10 protein-coding genes are annotated in these 15,879 nt (G+C 37.2%); 7 read left to right on the top strand and 3 right to left on the bottom strand.

All coding sequences use genetic code 11. From position 1 onward, the window contains the following. Window positions 1-157: 157 nt before the first annotated feature. From BM141_RS06335 to BM141_RS06320, 4 genes are all read left to right on the top strand, one after another. Window positions 158-4,069 carry a fibronectin type III domain-containing protein gene (locus tag BM141_RS06335; protein WP_091541966.1) on the top strand — a complete coding sequence of 1,304 codons (3,912 nt, stop codon included), beginning with the start codon at window positions 158-160 and terminating at the stop codon, window positions 4,067-4,069. A 32-nt stretch (window positions 4,070-4,101) separates the two neighbouring features. Beyond that, window positions 4,102-6,195: a TonB-dependent receptor plug domain-containing protein gene (locus tag BM141_RS06330; RefSeq protein ID WP_091541960.1), complete on the top strand. Its 2,094-nt coding sequence runs from the start codon at window positions 4,102-4,104 to the stop codon at window positions 6,193-6,195. A 9-nt stretch (window positions 6,196-6,204) separates the two neighbouring features. Further along, window positions 6,205-8,811 (top strand): SpoIIE family protein phosphatase, encoded by a 2,607-nt coding sequence (locus BM141_RS06325; RefSeq protein WP_091541957.1) that lies wholly within the window; start codon window positions 6,205-6,207, stop codon window positions 8,809-8,811. An 85-nt stretch (window positions 8,812-8,896) separates the two neighbouring features. Further along, a complete protein-coding gene (locus tag BM141_RS06320; protein ID WP_177217286.1) occupies window positions 8,897-9,454 on the top strand; it encodes a CAP domain-containing protein in 558 nt (185 codons plus the stop codon). Between the two features lie 143 nt (window positions 9,455-9,597). Here BM141_RS06320 and BM141_RS06315 read toward each other — a convergent pair whose 3' ends face one another. From BM141_RS06315 to BM141_RS06305, 3 genes are all read right to left on the bottom strand, one after another. Beyond that, window positions 9,598-10,041 carry a hypothetical protein gene (locus BM141_RS06315; protein WP_091541950.1) on the bottom strand — a complete coding sequence of 148 codons (444 nt, stop codon included), beginning with the start codon at window positions 10,039-10,041 and terminating at the stop codon, window positions 9,598-9,600. Window positions 10,042-10,095: 54 nt separating this feature from the next. After that, window positions 10,096-11,469 (bottom strand): caspase family protein, encoded by a 1,374-nt coding sequence (locus tag BM141_RS06310; RefSeq protein ID WP_091541946.1) that lies wholly within the window; start codon window positions 11,467-11,469, stop codon window positions 10,096-10,098. Between the two features lie 70 nt (window positions 11,470-11,539). Continuing rightward, entirely contained in the window at window positions 11,540-12,238 is a 699-nt protein-coding gene (locus tag BM141_RS06305; protein ID WP_091541942.1) for a DCC1-like thiol-disulfide oxidoreductase family protein, read from the bottom strand. A 230-nt stretch (window positions 12,239-12,468) separates the two neighbouring features. Here BM141_RS06305 and BM141_RS06300 point away from each other — a divergent pair, with 230 nt between their 5' ends. The 3 genes from BM141_RS06300 (at window position 12,469) to BM141_RS06290 (ending at window position 15,846) form a co-directional block, all read left to right on the top strand. Further along, window positions 12,469-12,915, top strand: a complete 447-nt coding sequence (locus BM141_RS06300) for a hypothetical protein (RefSeq protein WP_091541939.1) — start codon at window positions 12,469-12,471, stop codon at window positions 12,913-12,915. Window positions 12,916-13,080: 165 nt separating this feature from the next. Further along, on the top strand, window positions 13,081-14,457 hold the full coding sequence (locus BM141_RS06295; RefSeq protein ID WP_091542026.1) for a purine-cytosine permease family protein: 1,377 nt from the start codon (window positions 13,081-13,083) through the stop codon (window positions 14,455-14,457). A gap of 30 nt (window positions 14,458-14,487) precedes the next feature. Then, window positions 14,488-15,846 (top strand): glycoside hydrolase family 140 protein, encoded by a 1,359-nt coding sequence (locus BM141_RS06290; protein ID WP_091541936.1) that lies wholly within the window; start codon window positions 14,488-14,490, stop codon window positions 15,844-15,846. Window positions 15,847-15,879: the final 33 nt, after the last annotated feature.

Below are 15,879 nucleotides of genomic sequence, written 5' to 3'. Positions count from 1 at the left end.
GAAATTACGTTTTTTGCACTATTATTGCGAGTAGAACTATACACCCCTACAAGTTGCCATAAAAAAACTAATATATCCTACATCTAACAATACAGAAAACTTCACAACCCTATCAATTTAGGGAATTGCATACATTTTGCATGAAAATTTTTTAATCATGTTATCGTTTAAGAATAAGGTTGGGTTTTTATTGATACTTTTTACGTTGGCTTGTTCCGTAGCTGAGAAAGAGTTTATCCAACCCAAACCTGTAGCTTTGGAGGCAAGCGAGGTAGAAGCGATTAGTTTTCGCGCTAATTGGCAGGTGCTTTTAACCGCACAAAGCTATCTGATAGACGTAGCCAAAGATGCTAATTTTAATGAAATATTACCCAGTTATCGTTCTTTAGAAGTTACAGAAAATAGCCTGCTCGTGCATGACTTGGAGGTAGGTCATACGTATTATTATCGAGTAAGAGCCAAGATAAATAATGTAGTTTCCAATTTTTCTAATGTCATCAAAGTTACTACCAATGAGAGTAGCTTTGGGAGTGTTTTAGCACTTTTCCCTACTCAAATCACTTTAGAGAGTTTTATTGCCAACTGGCGAGGAGTGTCTATCGCAAGGAGCTATACCATAGATGTCGCCACCGATGCAGAATTTACCAATATTCTGCCCAACTACAATCAATTAGAAGTACAGAATACTCAACTGCTTATTAATAACTTACAGCCCAATACCACTTACTTTTACCGAGTACGTGCCAAAAGAGGGAATTTTTCTACTCCTCCTTCCAATATCATTAGTGCTAAAACTAATACCTTAGAAAAACCTAATATACTGATAGCCAATCAAGTAGGTTTAAATACTTTCCAAGCCAATTGGAATAAAGTAGTAGAAGCCAACGAATATATTTTAGATGTAGCCCAAGACGCAAATTTTCAGCAGATTCTACCTGATTATCAAGGTCTGGTACTCAGAGATACTTCTCGCATTGTGAGGAACTTGCAGCCCAAAACTAACTATTTTTACAGAGTAAGAGCCAAAAGAGGGAATTTCCTATCAGAGTTTTCTAATGCCATGAGCGTACAAACAGATGGCTTAGAAACACCTACTGCTCTCCCTGCTTCTTTGGTCGAGTTAAGCAGTTTTAGGGCTAATTGGCAGGCAGTTGCCGATATTGATAACTATGTACTTACTATTTCCCTCGACGCTAATTTTAGCACTCCTTTACCACAATACAATCGCATTTTAGTAAAGGATAACTTTTTAGTAATTACAGGCTTACGACCTAATACTACTTATTTTTATCGCCTCGCTACGACTAAATTAGGATTTACCTCAGAGTTTTCTAATATCATTGGCGTTACGACCAGAGGCTTAGAAAGTCCTATCACTATTGCCGCAAATGAGATAGATTTTACCTCTTTTACAGCAAGATGGCAGGCAGTAGAGGGGGCGGAAAGTTACTTTTTAGATGTTGCTGAGGACTTTGAGTTCAACAGAATTTTATCTGAGTACAACGGCATAGAAGTCAGGGGCTTGTCGCGCACTATTCGCAATTTGGAAATGGGCAAGACGTACTATTATAGAGTAAGAGCAAGAAAAGATAATTTCACTTCTGGGAACTCTAATGTAAGCAGCGTAGGAACAAGAAGTTTAGACGGAGTTACCGCATTGCCTGCTACGGAGATAGAGTTTACTAAGTTCAAGGCAAATTGGACAGCTCTACAAGGAGCAGATGCCTACATAGTAGAAGTATCTGAAATAGGAGATTTTAGCACCTTATTGGGAAGCTATAATGGCTTGCGTTTAGTCAATACAAGCATAGAAGTTTCGGGCTTAAGTGCAGGAAAAACTTATTATTACCGGATTCGTGGGGTCAGGGGAAGTTTTTTTACCCCTTACTCTAATGTGATTGCCGTAGCTACGAGGAATTTTAATGCACCTGTAGCTCTGAGTGCAACAAACATCAATTTTACTTCTTTTAACGCAAGATGGGAAGCTGTCAGAGGGGCAACAAGCTATTTATTAGAAGTAGCTACAGACATCAATTTCAAGGAGTTAGTTGGTGATTATAAACCTAAAGAACTCTTAGGTACAAATGAAACTATTACAGGACTTTCTCCACAAAAATCTTATTATTATAGAATAAGAGCAAAGGGAGCGGGTGCAGTTTCTGTTTATTCCAATATCATCAATGTAGTAACTTTGGCTTTAACTCCTCCTAATGCTCTGGAAGCTACTAATATCACTCTCTCCTCATTTAGAGCTAACTGGCAAATGGTCAGTGGTGCATCAAGCTATATATTAGAAGTAGCCACCGATGTAGGTTTTGTCAATAAAGTAACAGGTTATCAATCGAAAGAAGTCTTAGGGACGTCAGATGAAGTAGTAGGTCTACTCCCACAAACTACTTACTACTACCGCTTGAGAGCAAGAATTGGAGGCACTGCTGTTTCTGCCTATTCTAACATCATAGTTGTAGTATCAGGAGCATTAAATCCACCTGTTGCCACAGCTGCGACTTCTGTTACACTGACCTCATTCATCGCTAATTGGAACGCCGCACCTAATGCAACTTCTTATTTGATTACCATTGCTCTCAATCCAACTTTCACCAATATTTTAGCTGGGTATAACGACTTGGAAATCAATGTTACCTCTCTCAACATTGGCAGCCTTGTCCCTAATACTACTTATTTTTACCGCTTGAAAGCCAAAAATGGTGCTGCGGTTTCAGGAGTATCTAATGTCATAGATGTAACTACTACCCCTTTAGATGCCCCTGTGGCTCTTGCCGCAAGTAGCGTTGGCATACTTAGTTTTCAAGCCAATTGGCAGGCTGCCGCCAATGCAAGTTCCTATATATTGGACGTAGCAACTGATATGATGTTTTCCAACTTTATACCTGGGTATAACGGCAAGGAAATCATTAGCTTATCAGATGTGATTACGAATCTTGTCCCTAATACGACCTATTATTACCGAGTTAGAGCCAAAGGTTTGGGTTCTACTTCTGCCAATTCCAATGTCATTACGCTTACTTTACTGCCTCTTCCTGCTCCTGTGGCTACTGCCCCAACCATCAACTCTGCTGAGCAGATTATAGCAAAGTGGAACACAGTAAGCGAAGCCAATAGCTATCTGTTAGATATTGCTACGGACAATATGTTCACTGCCATCCTTCCTTCTTACAATAATTTTGAAGTTTTAGGGATAGCACAAATAGCAGATTTGATAGATATTCGTAGAAATCATTTTTACAGAGTAAGAGCAAAAAGAGGCACAGCAATTTCTATTAATTCTAACATTATTACGGCTAATAATGGAGTAAATAATGGAGCGAACATCTGTAAAATTACTGCTTATCCCCTGCTTTCGGATATGGGAGTACACACAGGCTCAATCAACTTCACATATCCGACAGCCGCCTCTACCTTACCTAATAGAATTACCAATACTGAATTAAATATTCGCTTTGACATTACTTACTCAGGCACACAAATTACACAAGCTCAAATGCGTCAAAACTCAGGTGCATTCCCTTTATACCAGACTTGGTTTTTTACTTACAGTGGGGCAGGAAATGTAGCTTCTATACGCATAGAAAACAATGCCGCTACTTTTGTTGAGCTTTGGACGTTTTCTTACAATGCACAAAACAGAGTTACCTCATGGCGTAGATATTCCGATGCGGCAGGCACAGTTTTGATAGAAGAAAGAGGCTATGAGTACGATGCAGGTGCTTTAAACCCCAAAGGCTCTGTAAACCTGACTACCATGGTAGATGAGTTAGATTGGGTATATGATACAAAGATTAATCCTTTTAGATTGTTAAGCAAGGATTTAGCAATGATGATAAATTATACTACGAATACTGTACCTACGCCCGCTACGCCCAATCCGAGTTATGCACGTATTTTGCCATTTTTACCCATGAATAATATCCTGACTGAGACTTTCAACCCTACAGCTACTTCCATTTCTTATATTTATAATTATAGTACTAAGGGAGTTGCAAACAGAAGGAGGCTAAGTATAGGAGGGGCTAATCCAACTTACACATTTACAGGATGCAGTTTATAGGATATTACAAATATATTTTTTAGCTTGCTTGCATGAGGCGACTTTTAACTTTCATATATGCTACGCTTTTTTGTGTAATCGCGGTTTTTGCTCAAAATGAGGCAGATACAAGCATCGTAGTTAAACCCTTACAGTTTTCTGTAGAGAATGATATGCTCACGCTTCCTATTAGTATAAAGGAAGAAATCAGAGTATATTCGTCAAGCAAACAGTTAGAAAAAGCAGTAGAGGCTATTTGGCAGGTAAATATCATTACACAAGAGCAGATTCAATACTCAGGAGCCACTTGCATTGCTGAGGCATTGCGCCTTTTGCCTAACGTATTGGTAAGGCAAAAAAGTAACGGTCATTATGACGTGAGAATGAAAGGCTTTGCAATTTCTTCCTTAGGTGGTATGCTCCAAGAACAGCATCAAAATATTATTCTTTTACTTTGGGATAATATGCCTCTGAATCAGTATTTTAATGGAGAAATTTTTTGGGAGGCTATTCCCGTAAGCGTGGCTAACATAGAAAAGATAGAGGTGCTTTCTGCTCCTTTGGGTACTTATTACGGTCAAAACCCTATCTCAGGTATTATCCATTTGCTAAGCAAGCAAAGTAAAGAAGTAGGTCTAAAAGCAAGAGCAGACTTGCAAGGAGGTAATTACCAAACCTTTATCCATAATTTTTCTGCCTATTATGGACTTTCGGATAAGCTCAATTTTCAAGTTACAGGCAATTATTGGTCGAGTAGGCGTTTCCAAGATACTTATTTTTTAAATCCTCTCCAGCGTTGGGTACAAAGTGATTCCTTACTTTTTTACCAAGCCAATGCAGGTGAAACCAATTTATACACCAACCTTTCCAATCAGAACTACAACCTCAATGCCCAAATTCACTACCAACCCAACGCAAAAAATTCATTTAGGGTAATGGTAGGAACTCAGCGCACTTTTTCCCAAGAATTTTACAAGGAAGTAGGTGTAATCGCACAGACTATCAGACAGATGCAACAGTATTTTTTGAATTTTAATGGAAAAATTAACCAGTTTTACTTAAACCTTAATTACCAAGCAGGTACTCAAAACTTAGCCACAGGTTACAACGGCTATGACTTTAAGCCTCATTTGTCTAATACTTCTTTGGAATATCTTTTTGAAAGAGGAAAATTCTCCATCGTGCCGCAGCTAAGACATACTTTTGCTTCTTATTCGCAGAAAAAACTGCACATGGACGATTCCAACTATTCCAATAGCTTAGAAGACAGAGTTTCTTTGAATAGCATAGGTTTAGGAATCCGAGCCGAGCTGTCCCCTTCGGAAAAATGGCGAATGCTCTTAGCCATAAGTAATGATTTTTGGGATACACCTTCCCAATCTTTACTCAATATAGCCTTAGCAACTCACTACAAAATTTCTGATAATCAAACCGTAAGAATAGGCTTTGCTACGGCAAACAAAGCCCCTACGGTGTATTACTATTTTTTCGCTCCTAAGCAAACTATCTCAGACTTGCAAATTCCTGCTACACTTACTACCCGCATTTACCGCCCTAATACTTCTCTACAATTGATGAGAAGTAGTGCTGTAGAAGCAAGTTGGTGGAGTAAGTTTAGCAATAATATAGAACTCAATACACAAGTATTTTATAACCATCTGAACAGATTGGTTGAGGAAAATGTCTCCTTAGAAGGAACAGACCAAATCGTGAATCATACTAATTCTGAGGGAGGAGTTAATCAATTTGGATTAAATTTTGATTTAAAAACAAGTATAAAGAAGTTTCAAATCAATATTTTTACTACATTGCAGAAAACTGATGTTGGTAAACTCGGCAATGTTTATGTATCCAATACCCCCCAATGGTTTGGTGGTTTTAGCGTCAATTATAGCTCTTTGCTAAACAAGTACAATCTCAATCTGAGTGCTTATATTTTCCAAGACCATAATTTTTTAGCCAATGTCAATACAAACCAAGCGATTAGCGGGCAGTTTATTTTGAATGCCAAGTTTATGTATCGTTTTTGGAAACAACAAAGCTTGTACTTAAATATTCGCTCTTGGAAAATTGACAATAAAAGTGAGTTTTTGATAGGAGAAAATATATTTCCTTTGTACCTTATAGGGCTTAATTTGTTGTATTAAAAAATCTTTATGAAAAGGCTTTTTTCTGATATTTTCCCTACATTGATACAATTTGTGCTACTAACAAATTGCCTGCTTTGCTTTTTATCATTGGGAAAGAGCCTTGCCCAAATCTCAGGAGATTCTATGGAAATTGCTAAGAATAACCAACTTGCCCAAACACACCTGTTTCAAAAACAAAACGACAAAGCCATAGAATACGCCAAAAAAGCCTTAAATCTAGCCGAAGCCACAGAGTATGAAAGCGAGCAAGCCAAAAGTTTTCTCTTTTTAGGAAAAGCCTTTCGCCAAAAAAAAAATTATTACGAAGCACTGCGCAATTTACTTTACTGCCTGCGTATCTACGAAAAACTCTATGATGACATTGCTATTGCAGAGGCTACTACCGAAGTAGGTTTACTTTTCTACGAGCAAAAAGCCTATACCAAAGCCATAGACTATTTTTCCAATGCTTATAGTGTTTATAAAAGAGCAAGCCAAGTTGATAAAGCTAACCAAGTAATGGAGTACTTAGCAAAAGCGACACTACTACAGGGAGATATGGAAAATGCACACAAAAACTTTTCTATCCTCTTGGAGGTAAAAAGGCAAGAAGAGGATACTACCCAAATCATCTACGTGTTAAATAAATTGGTTTCCATAGAAACTGCTTTAGAGGATTTTAAAGATGCTTCACAGCACCTCTTAGAGTTAGCAAAGTTCTACGACGAACCTTCTAAAATCTCCTCTTTATCAGCTATTTACAACAACTTAGGATTTATTAGCAAGCGACAAGGGAATCTGAATCAATCCATTGACTACTTTAATAAGTCCTTGAGTTTGTACGAAAAAAGGCAAGGGAAACTACCCGATAGCTTGTATGCTTCTTTGTTAGAAAATGTTGGAGTTGCTTACGCCAACCTAAAAGCCTACGAACTTTCAGAAACTTTTTTTAATAATGCACTAAAAATCAAGCAAAAAACAAATAATAAAGCAGAAATAGCTAAAACTTTCAACTACTTAGCCGCCAATTATTACATCAGCGATAACCAATTAAAAGCTCTTGAAACCGTCAATCAAGCCATCAGTTTAGCTAATGAAGCCAATGCTGAGGAGGTACTTATTACGAGTTATAGGATTTTGGAGATGATTTATAAGAATGAAAACCTCGCCAAAGCCCAAGAATATACCGAACAAGTAGAAAGAATTACATTTTCTATGCGAGAAAAACAACGATTTGAGGAGCAGAGAAGCATAGATAATAACAATATTTTAGACAAGTGGGAAAATGACTTGAAACAGCAAATTCTCTTAGATGAGCAAAATCAAATACGTTTTCGCCGCCTTTCCGCAGAAACAGAAAAGCAAGCCAGAGAAAATGAGAGGAAAGAAAATGAACTTAAAATACAGTCCCAACAAATTGAAATCCTAAAAAGAGAGCAGAAAATCAAAGAAATAGCCTTGAACAATCAAAGGTTAGAAAGTGAAAAAGCCCAACAAATGTTGGAATTGTTGCGGGAGAAAAACTTGGCAGAACGACAGCAAAGAAAGTTAGAATACATTGCCTTAGAAATGAAAGCCAAGAACGTGCAGGAAGAACAGCAAAAGGAAATCATAGAAGGACAAAAAAGGCAATTACAATCTGCAAAACGCTTGCGTAATTACGGTATAGCTATTATTGCTTTGGGAGCGGTTGTTTTCTTAGGTATTGTAATAGGTATGTATATCACCTATCGGAATAACAGAGAGTTACGAGAAAAAAACTCAAAAATAGAAAATCAAAGCAAGGCAATTTCAAGGCAGAACCAAGAGTTAGAGTTGCAAAGGGTAGCTATTCAAGATAAAAATCGCGTCTTGGACTTGCAAAATACCAAAATTAATGAAAGCATCAGAGCCGCTCAGACCATACAAAGTGCTATTCTCCCAAAAAATGAGGTCATTGCTTCTTTGTTTGACGATTTTTTTGTTTTATATAAGCCCAAAGATATTGTTTCTGGGGATTTTTATTGGGTGGACAAAATAGAGAACAAAATGATGATTGCGGCGGTGGACTGTACGGGGCATGGAGTGGCTGGAGCATTTATGAGCTTGATTGGCAATAGTTTATTAGATAAAATTGTGGAAAAATTACACATCATAGAGCCAGCAACTATTCTAAATACTTTTGACCATGAAATACGAGCAACCCTCAACCAAGAGCAAGGAACAGAAGTTGGCATGGATGTAGCTTTTTGTATCCTTGAGAAATACAAAAAAATGGAGTTTTACGATGTTACTTTTGCAGGTGCAGGGCGACCTATGTACTTTTATAGCAAACAATCAGGCGAACTACAAGAAATCAAAGGCGACAGAAAGTCTGTAGGTATGGTTCAAAGAAAAAAGACTGATTTTGAATATACCCAAACCTCTATCCAACTTTTCAAGGGCGATAGCATTTATCTATTTAGCGATGGTTTTGCAGACCAAAACAATCCTGAAAAAGAAAAAATAGGGACTTCACGACTGAAAGAGTTACTTAGACAAAATGCCACTCTTCCTATGCAAGAGCAAAAGCAGTTATTGGAAATATTTTTAACCGACTTCCAAAGAACTGAAGACCAAAGAGATGATATTTTGGTGATTGGGGTGAGATTGTGATGCTTATTGAGGGGTTTCATTCATAAATACTAAACTCTGTAAAACAATGGAAAATATACATATTCAAATAATTATTAATTATACAATGAAAAAATTGTCTCTATTAATAGGCATCATGCTTATTTCAATCAATCTTATCTATGGACAAAATTTGAAAGCGGTTAATAATCACTGTCTTTCTAAAGAAGAAAAAAAATTATACAATTTGATTAATGAATACAGAAAACAAAAAAATTTAAAACCCATCCCACTTTCGCGCTCACTTTCTTTTGTTGCCCGCAGACATGTGGTAGATTTGGCAGAAAATGTAAAAAAACTTACTCATGGCTGGAGTAATTGTGCGTATGATAAAGACAACCCTAACACTTTTGAGCCTTGTATGTGGGGGAAACCCAAAGCACTTACAGGTTATCAAGGAGATGGTTACGAATGTGCTTATGGAGCATTTGGCTTTGAAGCAGATGCTGTAGGTGCATTGGAAAGTTGGAAGGAGAGCAAATTTCACAACGAGGTAATCGTTAATACAGGAATTTGGAAACGCTACCAATGGAATGCTTTGGGGGTAGGTATTTATAAAGGTTTTGCTGTCATTTGGTTTGGAGAGAAAATAGATGAGAAAGCAGAAATTCAAGAGTGCAAATAGTTTGTTTTTATTTATTTACATAACAATTCATTATAATCTCTGTTTTGTAGAGAGTATATAGTTTTCTGCATTGAGTTGCTTTACCAAACTTAGTGAGGCTTAGCAAGCAAACCTCTAAGTTTTTTATGAAAAATCTTGCACTTTCATTCCATTACCAACTTCTCAATGAAGACTAAAATCTCATTTTTCTCTTTCAAGTCAAAATAACTTTTCTTGAAATCTTTTTTTGAGCAGCTCACAGTGACTTTTTCACAAGGAGCGGAGGACAAAATTAGAGTAAAAGATTGATTATTTTTTTTCTTAAAAGTAATTGCATACTTAGCAACCATAGGGCAACTTTTTTGTGCCTCTGCGATATAGTTTTTTTCCTCCAAAACTATTTCTTTCAAAGAATCCGCAACTGCCTCTGTGAGAGCTACTGTTTTCAAGATTTCATAATCAAGGCAATACTTCTTGCTTGCTACTTGTTCTTTGGGTTGGGTAGGGGTATCTTCTATCAGAAAGAGTGTCGTTTGCTTGGCATCTTTGATGAAGTGTGCATATTGCAAAAATATCAAATGCTCTTTTTGAGGTTGTTTACTGCTCATGAAAGGTATAATCAATAAAAGGCTTAAAAATTTCATACGTAATATTTGATAAGTTTATTTTTGATTTATTGTCATATACGAAATGGGCGTTTGTCTTTGGCAACCATCACAATTGTTGATTTTATACTGTGTATTCTTTTTTGTATTCTGCACAATGCGTTCCCAACTTGGGCTTTCATTACGCATGAAGCCAATTTCTTCTTTCAATGCCTGCAAAAAACTCAAAGTAAAAAATCCTCCATTGATATTGCACCAAGCATACTCTCCAGGGCTACTCCCGCTAAACATCAGATTTCCATTGCTTTGCAAGAACAGCTTTTTGAGTTTTTCTACTTCTGCCCCCTGAAAAGAGCGACTCACCATGAAGCTACTATTGGTAAACTGATTGCGACCTATGTCTGAGTTACAGCAATCCCCCATGATTAGGTTTAATCTTGCATTTTTCCCTGTAATAGCATGATAAACAGCAGATAAGGAGAGGGAAGTATTGGCACTGAGCTTTGTATATTCGGAGTAACGCATATCTAACTGAGGGTAGCTGTCAGTTTGGTCTGACCATCGGAAGCCATGCCCACTGTAATAAAAGATGACCACATCGTTGCTTCCTACTTTGAGATTAGCAAGGGTCTTTTCTAAATTTGCTTTGGTAAATTCTTCTCCCACCACCACATACTTTTTAAAAGGCATTCCTATGGCTTTGGAGATTTCTTTGAACTCTGTTTCCATTGATTTTTGGTCGACGCTACAGCTTCTGCCTATGTCTGGAATTTCTGTATTTATTGCCAAAACTAAGTGAAGAGTGGCATTTGTTGTATTACTTTGTGTATTGGTATTTGTCCCATTATTTGTATTTTGATTGGTGTTAGCCTGAGTAGCAGTGGTAGAGCCACTCACAACCGTCCCCATGCGTAAGAGCGATTTATACTGCTCCTCACCAGAGCCAAAAAACTGCCTTAGGTAAGATTCTGTCAAGTCTTTTATTGTAATTTCTCTATATGATTTAGCTAATGTAATATTATCTTCGTGAAAATGTGGGTCATCTGTTACATAAGGTTCATTGTGCTGGTATTTGTCATTCCAAACCCAAATAAAGTGGTCGGGATTATACGTTACGCCTCTATCCACCTTAGTAATATAGGTAGGGTTGCTTCCTATCATGACAAAGGTATTGTAGTCGCCCGATTTTTCTATGATAGACTTGTATTTAACCTCTACAACATTGTATTTTTTATTATCATAGTAGCCTATTCGCATATAGGCTTCCTCTTCGTTAAAATAGACTAAAAAGCCCTTATAAGAAATATTGCCTACTTCAAATACTATTTCATAAAGAGATTGGGCTTGCGTTTGGTTTGCAATGCTACAAAAAAAGAGAATCAAACAGACAATACGTTGTATTGCAATGAAATAAAGATACAATTTTGACATAAAGGAAGTAGTTTGAATCTAAAGACTTATTTTATTCATCTGTAATAATTGCTCAATATAAGTGCCATTTTTATGAAATAGCTTTCCATCTTCTCCAATATTCTCTTCCTGTCACTAATCCAACAATGATAAGATTGTAAACCAGCAAATTAGAAAAAATCATAGAAGGAATCAAAAGCAAGCACCCAATAAGCAAAATAGTGATTTGATGCCCTAAATAAGCAATAGATTTTCTCATATCTCCTTGTTTAGAAAAGTACAAAACACTAAATACTACTTGTATCGCCCAATAAGCCCAATAAATAGGAAACAAACCAAAAGAAAAGGCAAAAATACCCACTATATACATCATCAATAAAATATATAAAATCCTGTATTTCAAATGAAAATCTGGATTGCATGACTGCGAATTTTGTGTAGAAGAGGGCGCAATCACTTTGCGGTTATAAGAAATGAAATAATACAAGGGCTGCATGAGTGCCTGAAACCATTTTTGTTTGAAAATGAGATGTAAGAAGGGGAAGCGATTTCCCAAAATATAAAATAAACTTTCCAAACCATACCTCACCTCCTTCTTTTCAATGTCTATCAAAGCAATTTCATGCCTTGCCCTGTCCTTGTCTATGATAGAGGCAATGGGAAAATGTTGTAAATCAGCAAATTTGTACCTACCCTCTTTATCTAATAGTTCAAATTTGACAAACGCTCCTGTATAAACTGCACACATTGGACACTCATGGTCGTAGATGATTACATGGTTTTTTAACATAGGAATTAAATGTTAATGGTATTATCACTTCACCTAACATATAATAGGCTTTATTTCTAAGATAAATTCTCAATTTATGTTTCAAATATAATTTATATTTTGTATTTTCAAAATTTACTGAAATTTCTTATAATAAGAAACGTAAGACATTAGAGAAAGTTGCAAGGTTTTTGAGAAAATATTGAAAAGTTTAATATGGATTTTACAATAAAACTAAAAACCTATTTTATATGAAAAATGTACTATTCACAGCCTTTTACATTTTAACAATTACCTCTGCATATTCGCAAGGGGCAGTAAAGTTCAACAAAGAGGCTTTTAAAAAAAATTTAGTGGGACAGCATGGGATTACCTTGCAATGGATTAGCTGGGATTATCGCGGTACAGTAAAAATCACACAAGAAGATAAGGTCTTAAAAATCACAGGTATTCAGCGAAGTAGAGAAAATACTACAGATTCTGTAAGTATAAACGGCGTTTTGGAAGTAATTAGCGATAAAGAAATACAGTTCACAGGAAAAATTATCACTACGGTTTCTTACAATAATGGGGGTAAACCTTGTGAGAAGGAAGGAACTTACACTTTTAGAAAAACAGGCAATCGGCGGTATTGGCGACTGCAAGAGATGAAAAATTGCGATGGAGTGGTAGTGGATTATGTAGATTTGTATTTTTAATAAAATTGAAAGCGGTAGTTGATGAAACTATCGCTTTTTCATTTTGTGGCTTTTGCTTTCAAGTGAAAATAAATATGGTTTTAAATTTTTTTTAAAATTTGTATTAGATTTGGAAAAAATACGCTTCGAAGAAATATCACATTTGATAAAGCAAAAATAATGAAAATGGAAACAAGCCCTCTTACACTTTCTGAGAAATTAGATGCTATCAATGAGTATGAGAGAGAACCCGTACCGTCGCATAAACTTAAAGGTGCAGACAATTTTATTGGTATGTTTGCAGGGGAGCATACCGCAGGGACTGAGTTTGTCATAGGTCCTTTGTTTGTGGCACATGGGGTTACTGCCTTAGATTTGCTTTTAGGGCTAATTGTTGGCAATCTTATGGCTGTGCTGAGTTGGGCATTGGTTTGCGCTCCTATTGCAGTCAAGCTACGGGTAACTTTGTATTACCAGTTGGAAAAAATCTGTGGGAAAAACTTAGTCAAATGGTACAACGTAGTGAATGGAGTGATGTTCTGCTTTTTGGCAGGCTCTATGATTGCTGTTTCGGCTACTGCGGTGGGGATTCCTTTTGATATACGAATGCCAGAGCTAAACGATTGGCTACCTAATAGTATAGGTTGGGTTTTAACCGTTTTTGTTGTAGGGGCGGTAGTTACGGTAGTTTCTATTTTAGGATATGAAGAGATTGCTCGCTTTTCCAAATTGGCGGCTCCTTGGATGACTTTGGTCTTTGTTGCTTCTGCATTTGCAGTTATGCCTTCATTAGGAATCACCTCTTTATCTGATTTTTGGCAGGTTGCTGAGGCTAAAATTTGGACAGGCGTGCCTTTCGAGGGACAGAGCAAATTTACTTTTTGGCACGTGGCTTTTTTTGCATGGCTTTGCAATATGGCAATGCACTTAGGGTTAGCCGATATGTCAGTTTTCCGCTATGCTAAGAAATGGCAATACGGTTTTGCCTCTGTCTTTGGAATGTTTATAGGGCATTTTATTGCTTGGCTGGCTTCTGGAGTACTTTGTGCGGCGGCACAGGGGAGCGTAACCCCGGGCGTTATTGCTTACAATAGTGCAGGAGTGGCAGGGGCTTTTTGCGTCATCATCGCTGGTTGGACTACCGCAAACCCAACTATCTACCGTGCTGGTTTGGCTTTTCAATCCTTGAATCCTATCTGGAAGCGTTGGAAAGTAACCTTAGTTACAGGTTTAGTAACTACTTTTGCGGCTTGCTTCCCCGCCTTAGTGATGAAACTACTTGATTTTGTGGCATTATACGGTTTGCTTTTAGTGCCTATGGGAGCAGTAATTTTTGTAGAATTTTATTTTTTCGACAAGCTAAATCTTTTAAAGAATTTTGCAGAATTAAAAAATAAAAACACCAACTGGTCAGCTGGCATGGCTTGGATAGCGACTTTGGGTCTTTGTCTGATTCTGAATTTGACCTTTAGCATAGAAATCTTCTTCTTAGGTTTGCCTGCGTGGATATTGGCAGGTTTGCTCTATCTGGGCGGAAGTAAGATGATGCAAAAAACTATTTAGCTTTCTAAAAAATCTTAAAACTAAGTAAATATGAAAAAGATTGCATTTATTTTATGCCTATTGGGTAGCTACTCCATAGCAGTAGCCCAATTTAGTATCAGTAGTAACCAACGCTATCTACTCAAAGATGGAAAACCCTTTTTTTACATGGGTGATACAGCATGGGAGTTTTTCCATCGACTAAATAGAGAGCAGGCTGAGCAATACTTAAAAAGAAGGGCTGAGCAAGGTTTTACCGTCATACAAGCGGTAGCATTAGCAGAATTTGATGGCTTACATGTACCTAACCCTTATGGAGATTTGCCTTTGGAGAATGATGACCCTACCAAACCTTTGGAAAAATACTTTCAACATGTAGATTATATCATTGACAAAGCGGCAGAGTATGGCTTGGTGATAGGTTTTTTACCTACTTGGGGAGATAAGGTTTTCAAAAATACATGGGGCAAAGGACCTGAGATTTTTACAGTAGGGAATGCCAAAATCTATGGAAAATGGCTTGGAGAAAGATACAAAAATCGCAAAAATATCATTTGGATTTTAGGAGGCGACCGCAATCCAAGAAATGAAGCAGATGTAGCCATTTGGCGTGCTATGGCAGCGGGTATAGAGGAGGGTGTAGGCGGCGCAGACAAAGCAATGATGACCTTTCACCCCCAACCCAATGAGGAGAGTTCTGCCCAATGGTTTCACAACGATAGCTGGTTAGACTTCAATATGTTTCAAAACGGACATTGTAGAGATAAAGCTGTATATGATTATATTTCAAGGGCTTATCAAAAAACACCAGCCAAACCTATTATGGATGGCGAGCCTATCTACGAAGACCACCCCGTTTGTTTCAATGCCAAAGATTTAGGGACTTCCAATGCTTATGACGTGAGAAAATTCGCTTATTTAGACCTTTTTGCTGGGGCTTTTGGACATACTTACGGTTGTCATGACATTTGGCAGTTTTATTCACCACACAGAGAATCAGTTAATAACCCTCATTTTTATTGGCAGGAGGCTATGGAACTGCCCGCTGCCAATCAGATGAAGTTTGTGCGTATGCTCATGGAATCCCGTCCTATGCTTGACAGAGTTCCCGACCAGTCATTGGTAGAAGAAAACAATCTCTACGTAGGGGAGCGTATTCAGGCGACCAGAGGTAATGATTATGCCTTTATTTACTCTACTATCGGTAAGCCTTTTACTGTAAACTTGGGCAAAATTTCTGGAAATCAGTTGAACGCCTATTGGTTCAATCCTAAAAATGGAGAAAGTAAATTCATAGAAAAATTAGAAAATAAAGGGAAAAAGAAATTTACTCCTCCAAGTATGGGTTATGGACATGATTGGATACTTATTTTAGACGATGCGAGTAAGAACTACGGTGTTCCTAAATGACAAGAATTGTTTTCATTAGCTTGAATTTTTAAC

This window comes from Thermoflexibacter ruber, assembly GCF_900113045.1.
Lineage (GTDB): Bacteria > Bacteroidota > Bacteroidia > Cytophagales > Thermoflexibacteraceae > Thermoflexibacter > Thermoflexibacter ruber.
Note: the sequence above shows the minus strand (reverse complement) of the source record. Positions and strands in the feature narration are given on the sequence as shown.

Coding starts and splice junctions, on each gene's coding strand:
- BM141_RS06290 (WP_091541936.1), top strand. CDS start 14,488: ATGAAAAAGATTGCATTTATTTTATGCCTATTGGGTAGCTACTCCATA.
- BM141_RS06325 (WP_091541957.1), top strand. CDS start 6,205: ATGAAAAGGCTTTTTTCTGATATTTTCCCTACATTGATACAATTTGTG.
- BM141_RS06310 (WP_091541946.1), bottom strand. CDS start 11,469: ATGTCAAAATTGTATCTTTATTTCATTGCAATACAACGTATTGTCTGT.
- BM141_RS06315 (WP_091541950.1), bottom strand. CDS start 10,041: ATGAGCAGTAAACAACCTCAAAAAGAGCATTTGATATTTTTGCAATAT.
- BM141_RS06305 (WP_091541942.1), bottom strand. CDS start 12,238: ATGTTAAAAAACCATGTAATCATCTACGACCATGAGTGTCCAATGTGT.
- BM141_RS06320 (WP_177217286.1), top strand. CDS start 8,897: ATGAAAAAATTGTCTCTATTAATAGGCATCATGCTTATTTCAATCAAT.
- BM141_RS06330 (WP_091541960.1), top strand. CDS start 4,102: ATGAGGCGACTTTTAACTTTCATATATGCTACGCTTTTTTGTGTAATC.
- BM141_RS06335 (WP_091541966.1), top strand. CDS start 158: ATGTTATCGTTTAAGAATAAGGTTGGGTTTTTATTGATACTTTTTACG.
- BM141_RS06295 (WP_091542026.1), top strand. CDS start 13,081: ATGGAAACAAGCCCTCTTACACTTTCTGAGAAATTAGATGCTATCAAT.
- BM141_RS06300 (WP_091541939.1), top strand. CDS start 12,469: ATGAAAAATGTACTATTCACAGCCTTTTACATTTTAACAATTACCTCT.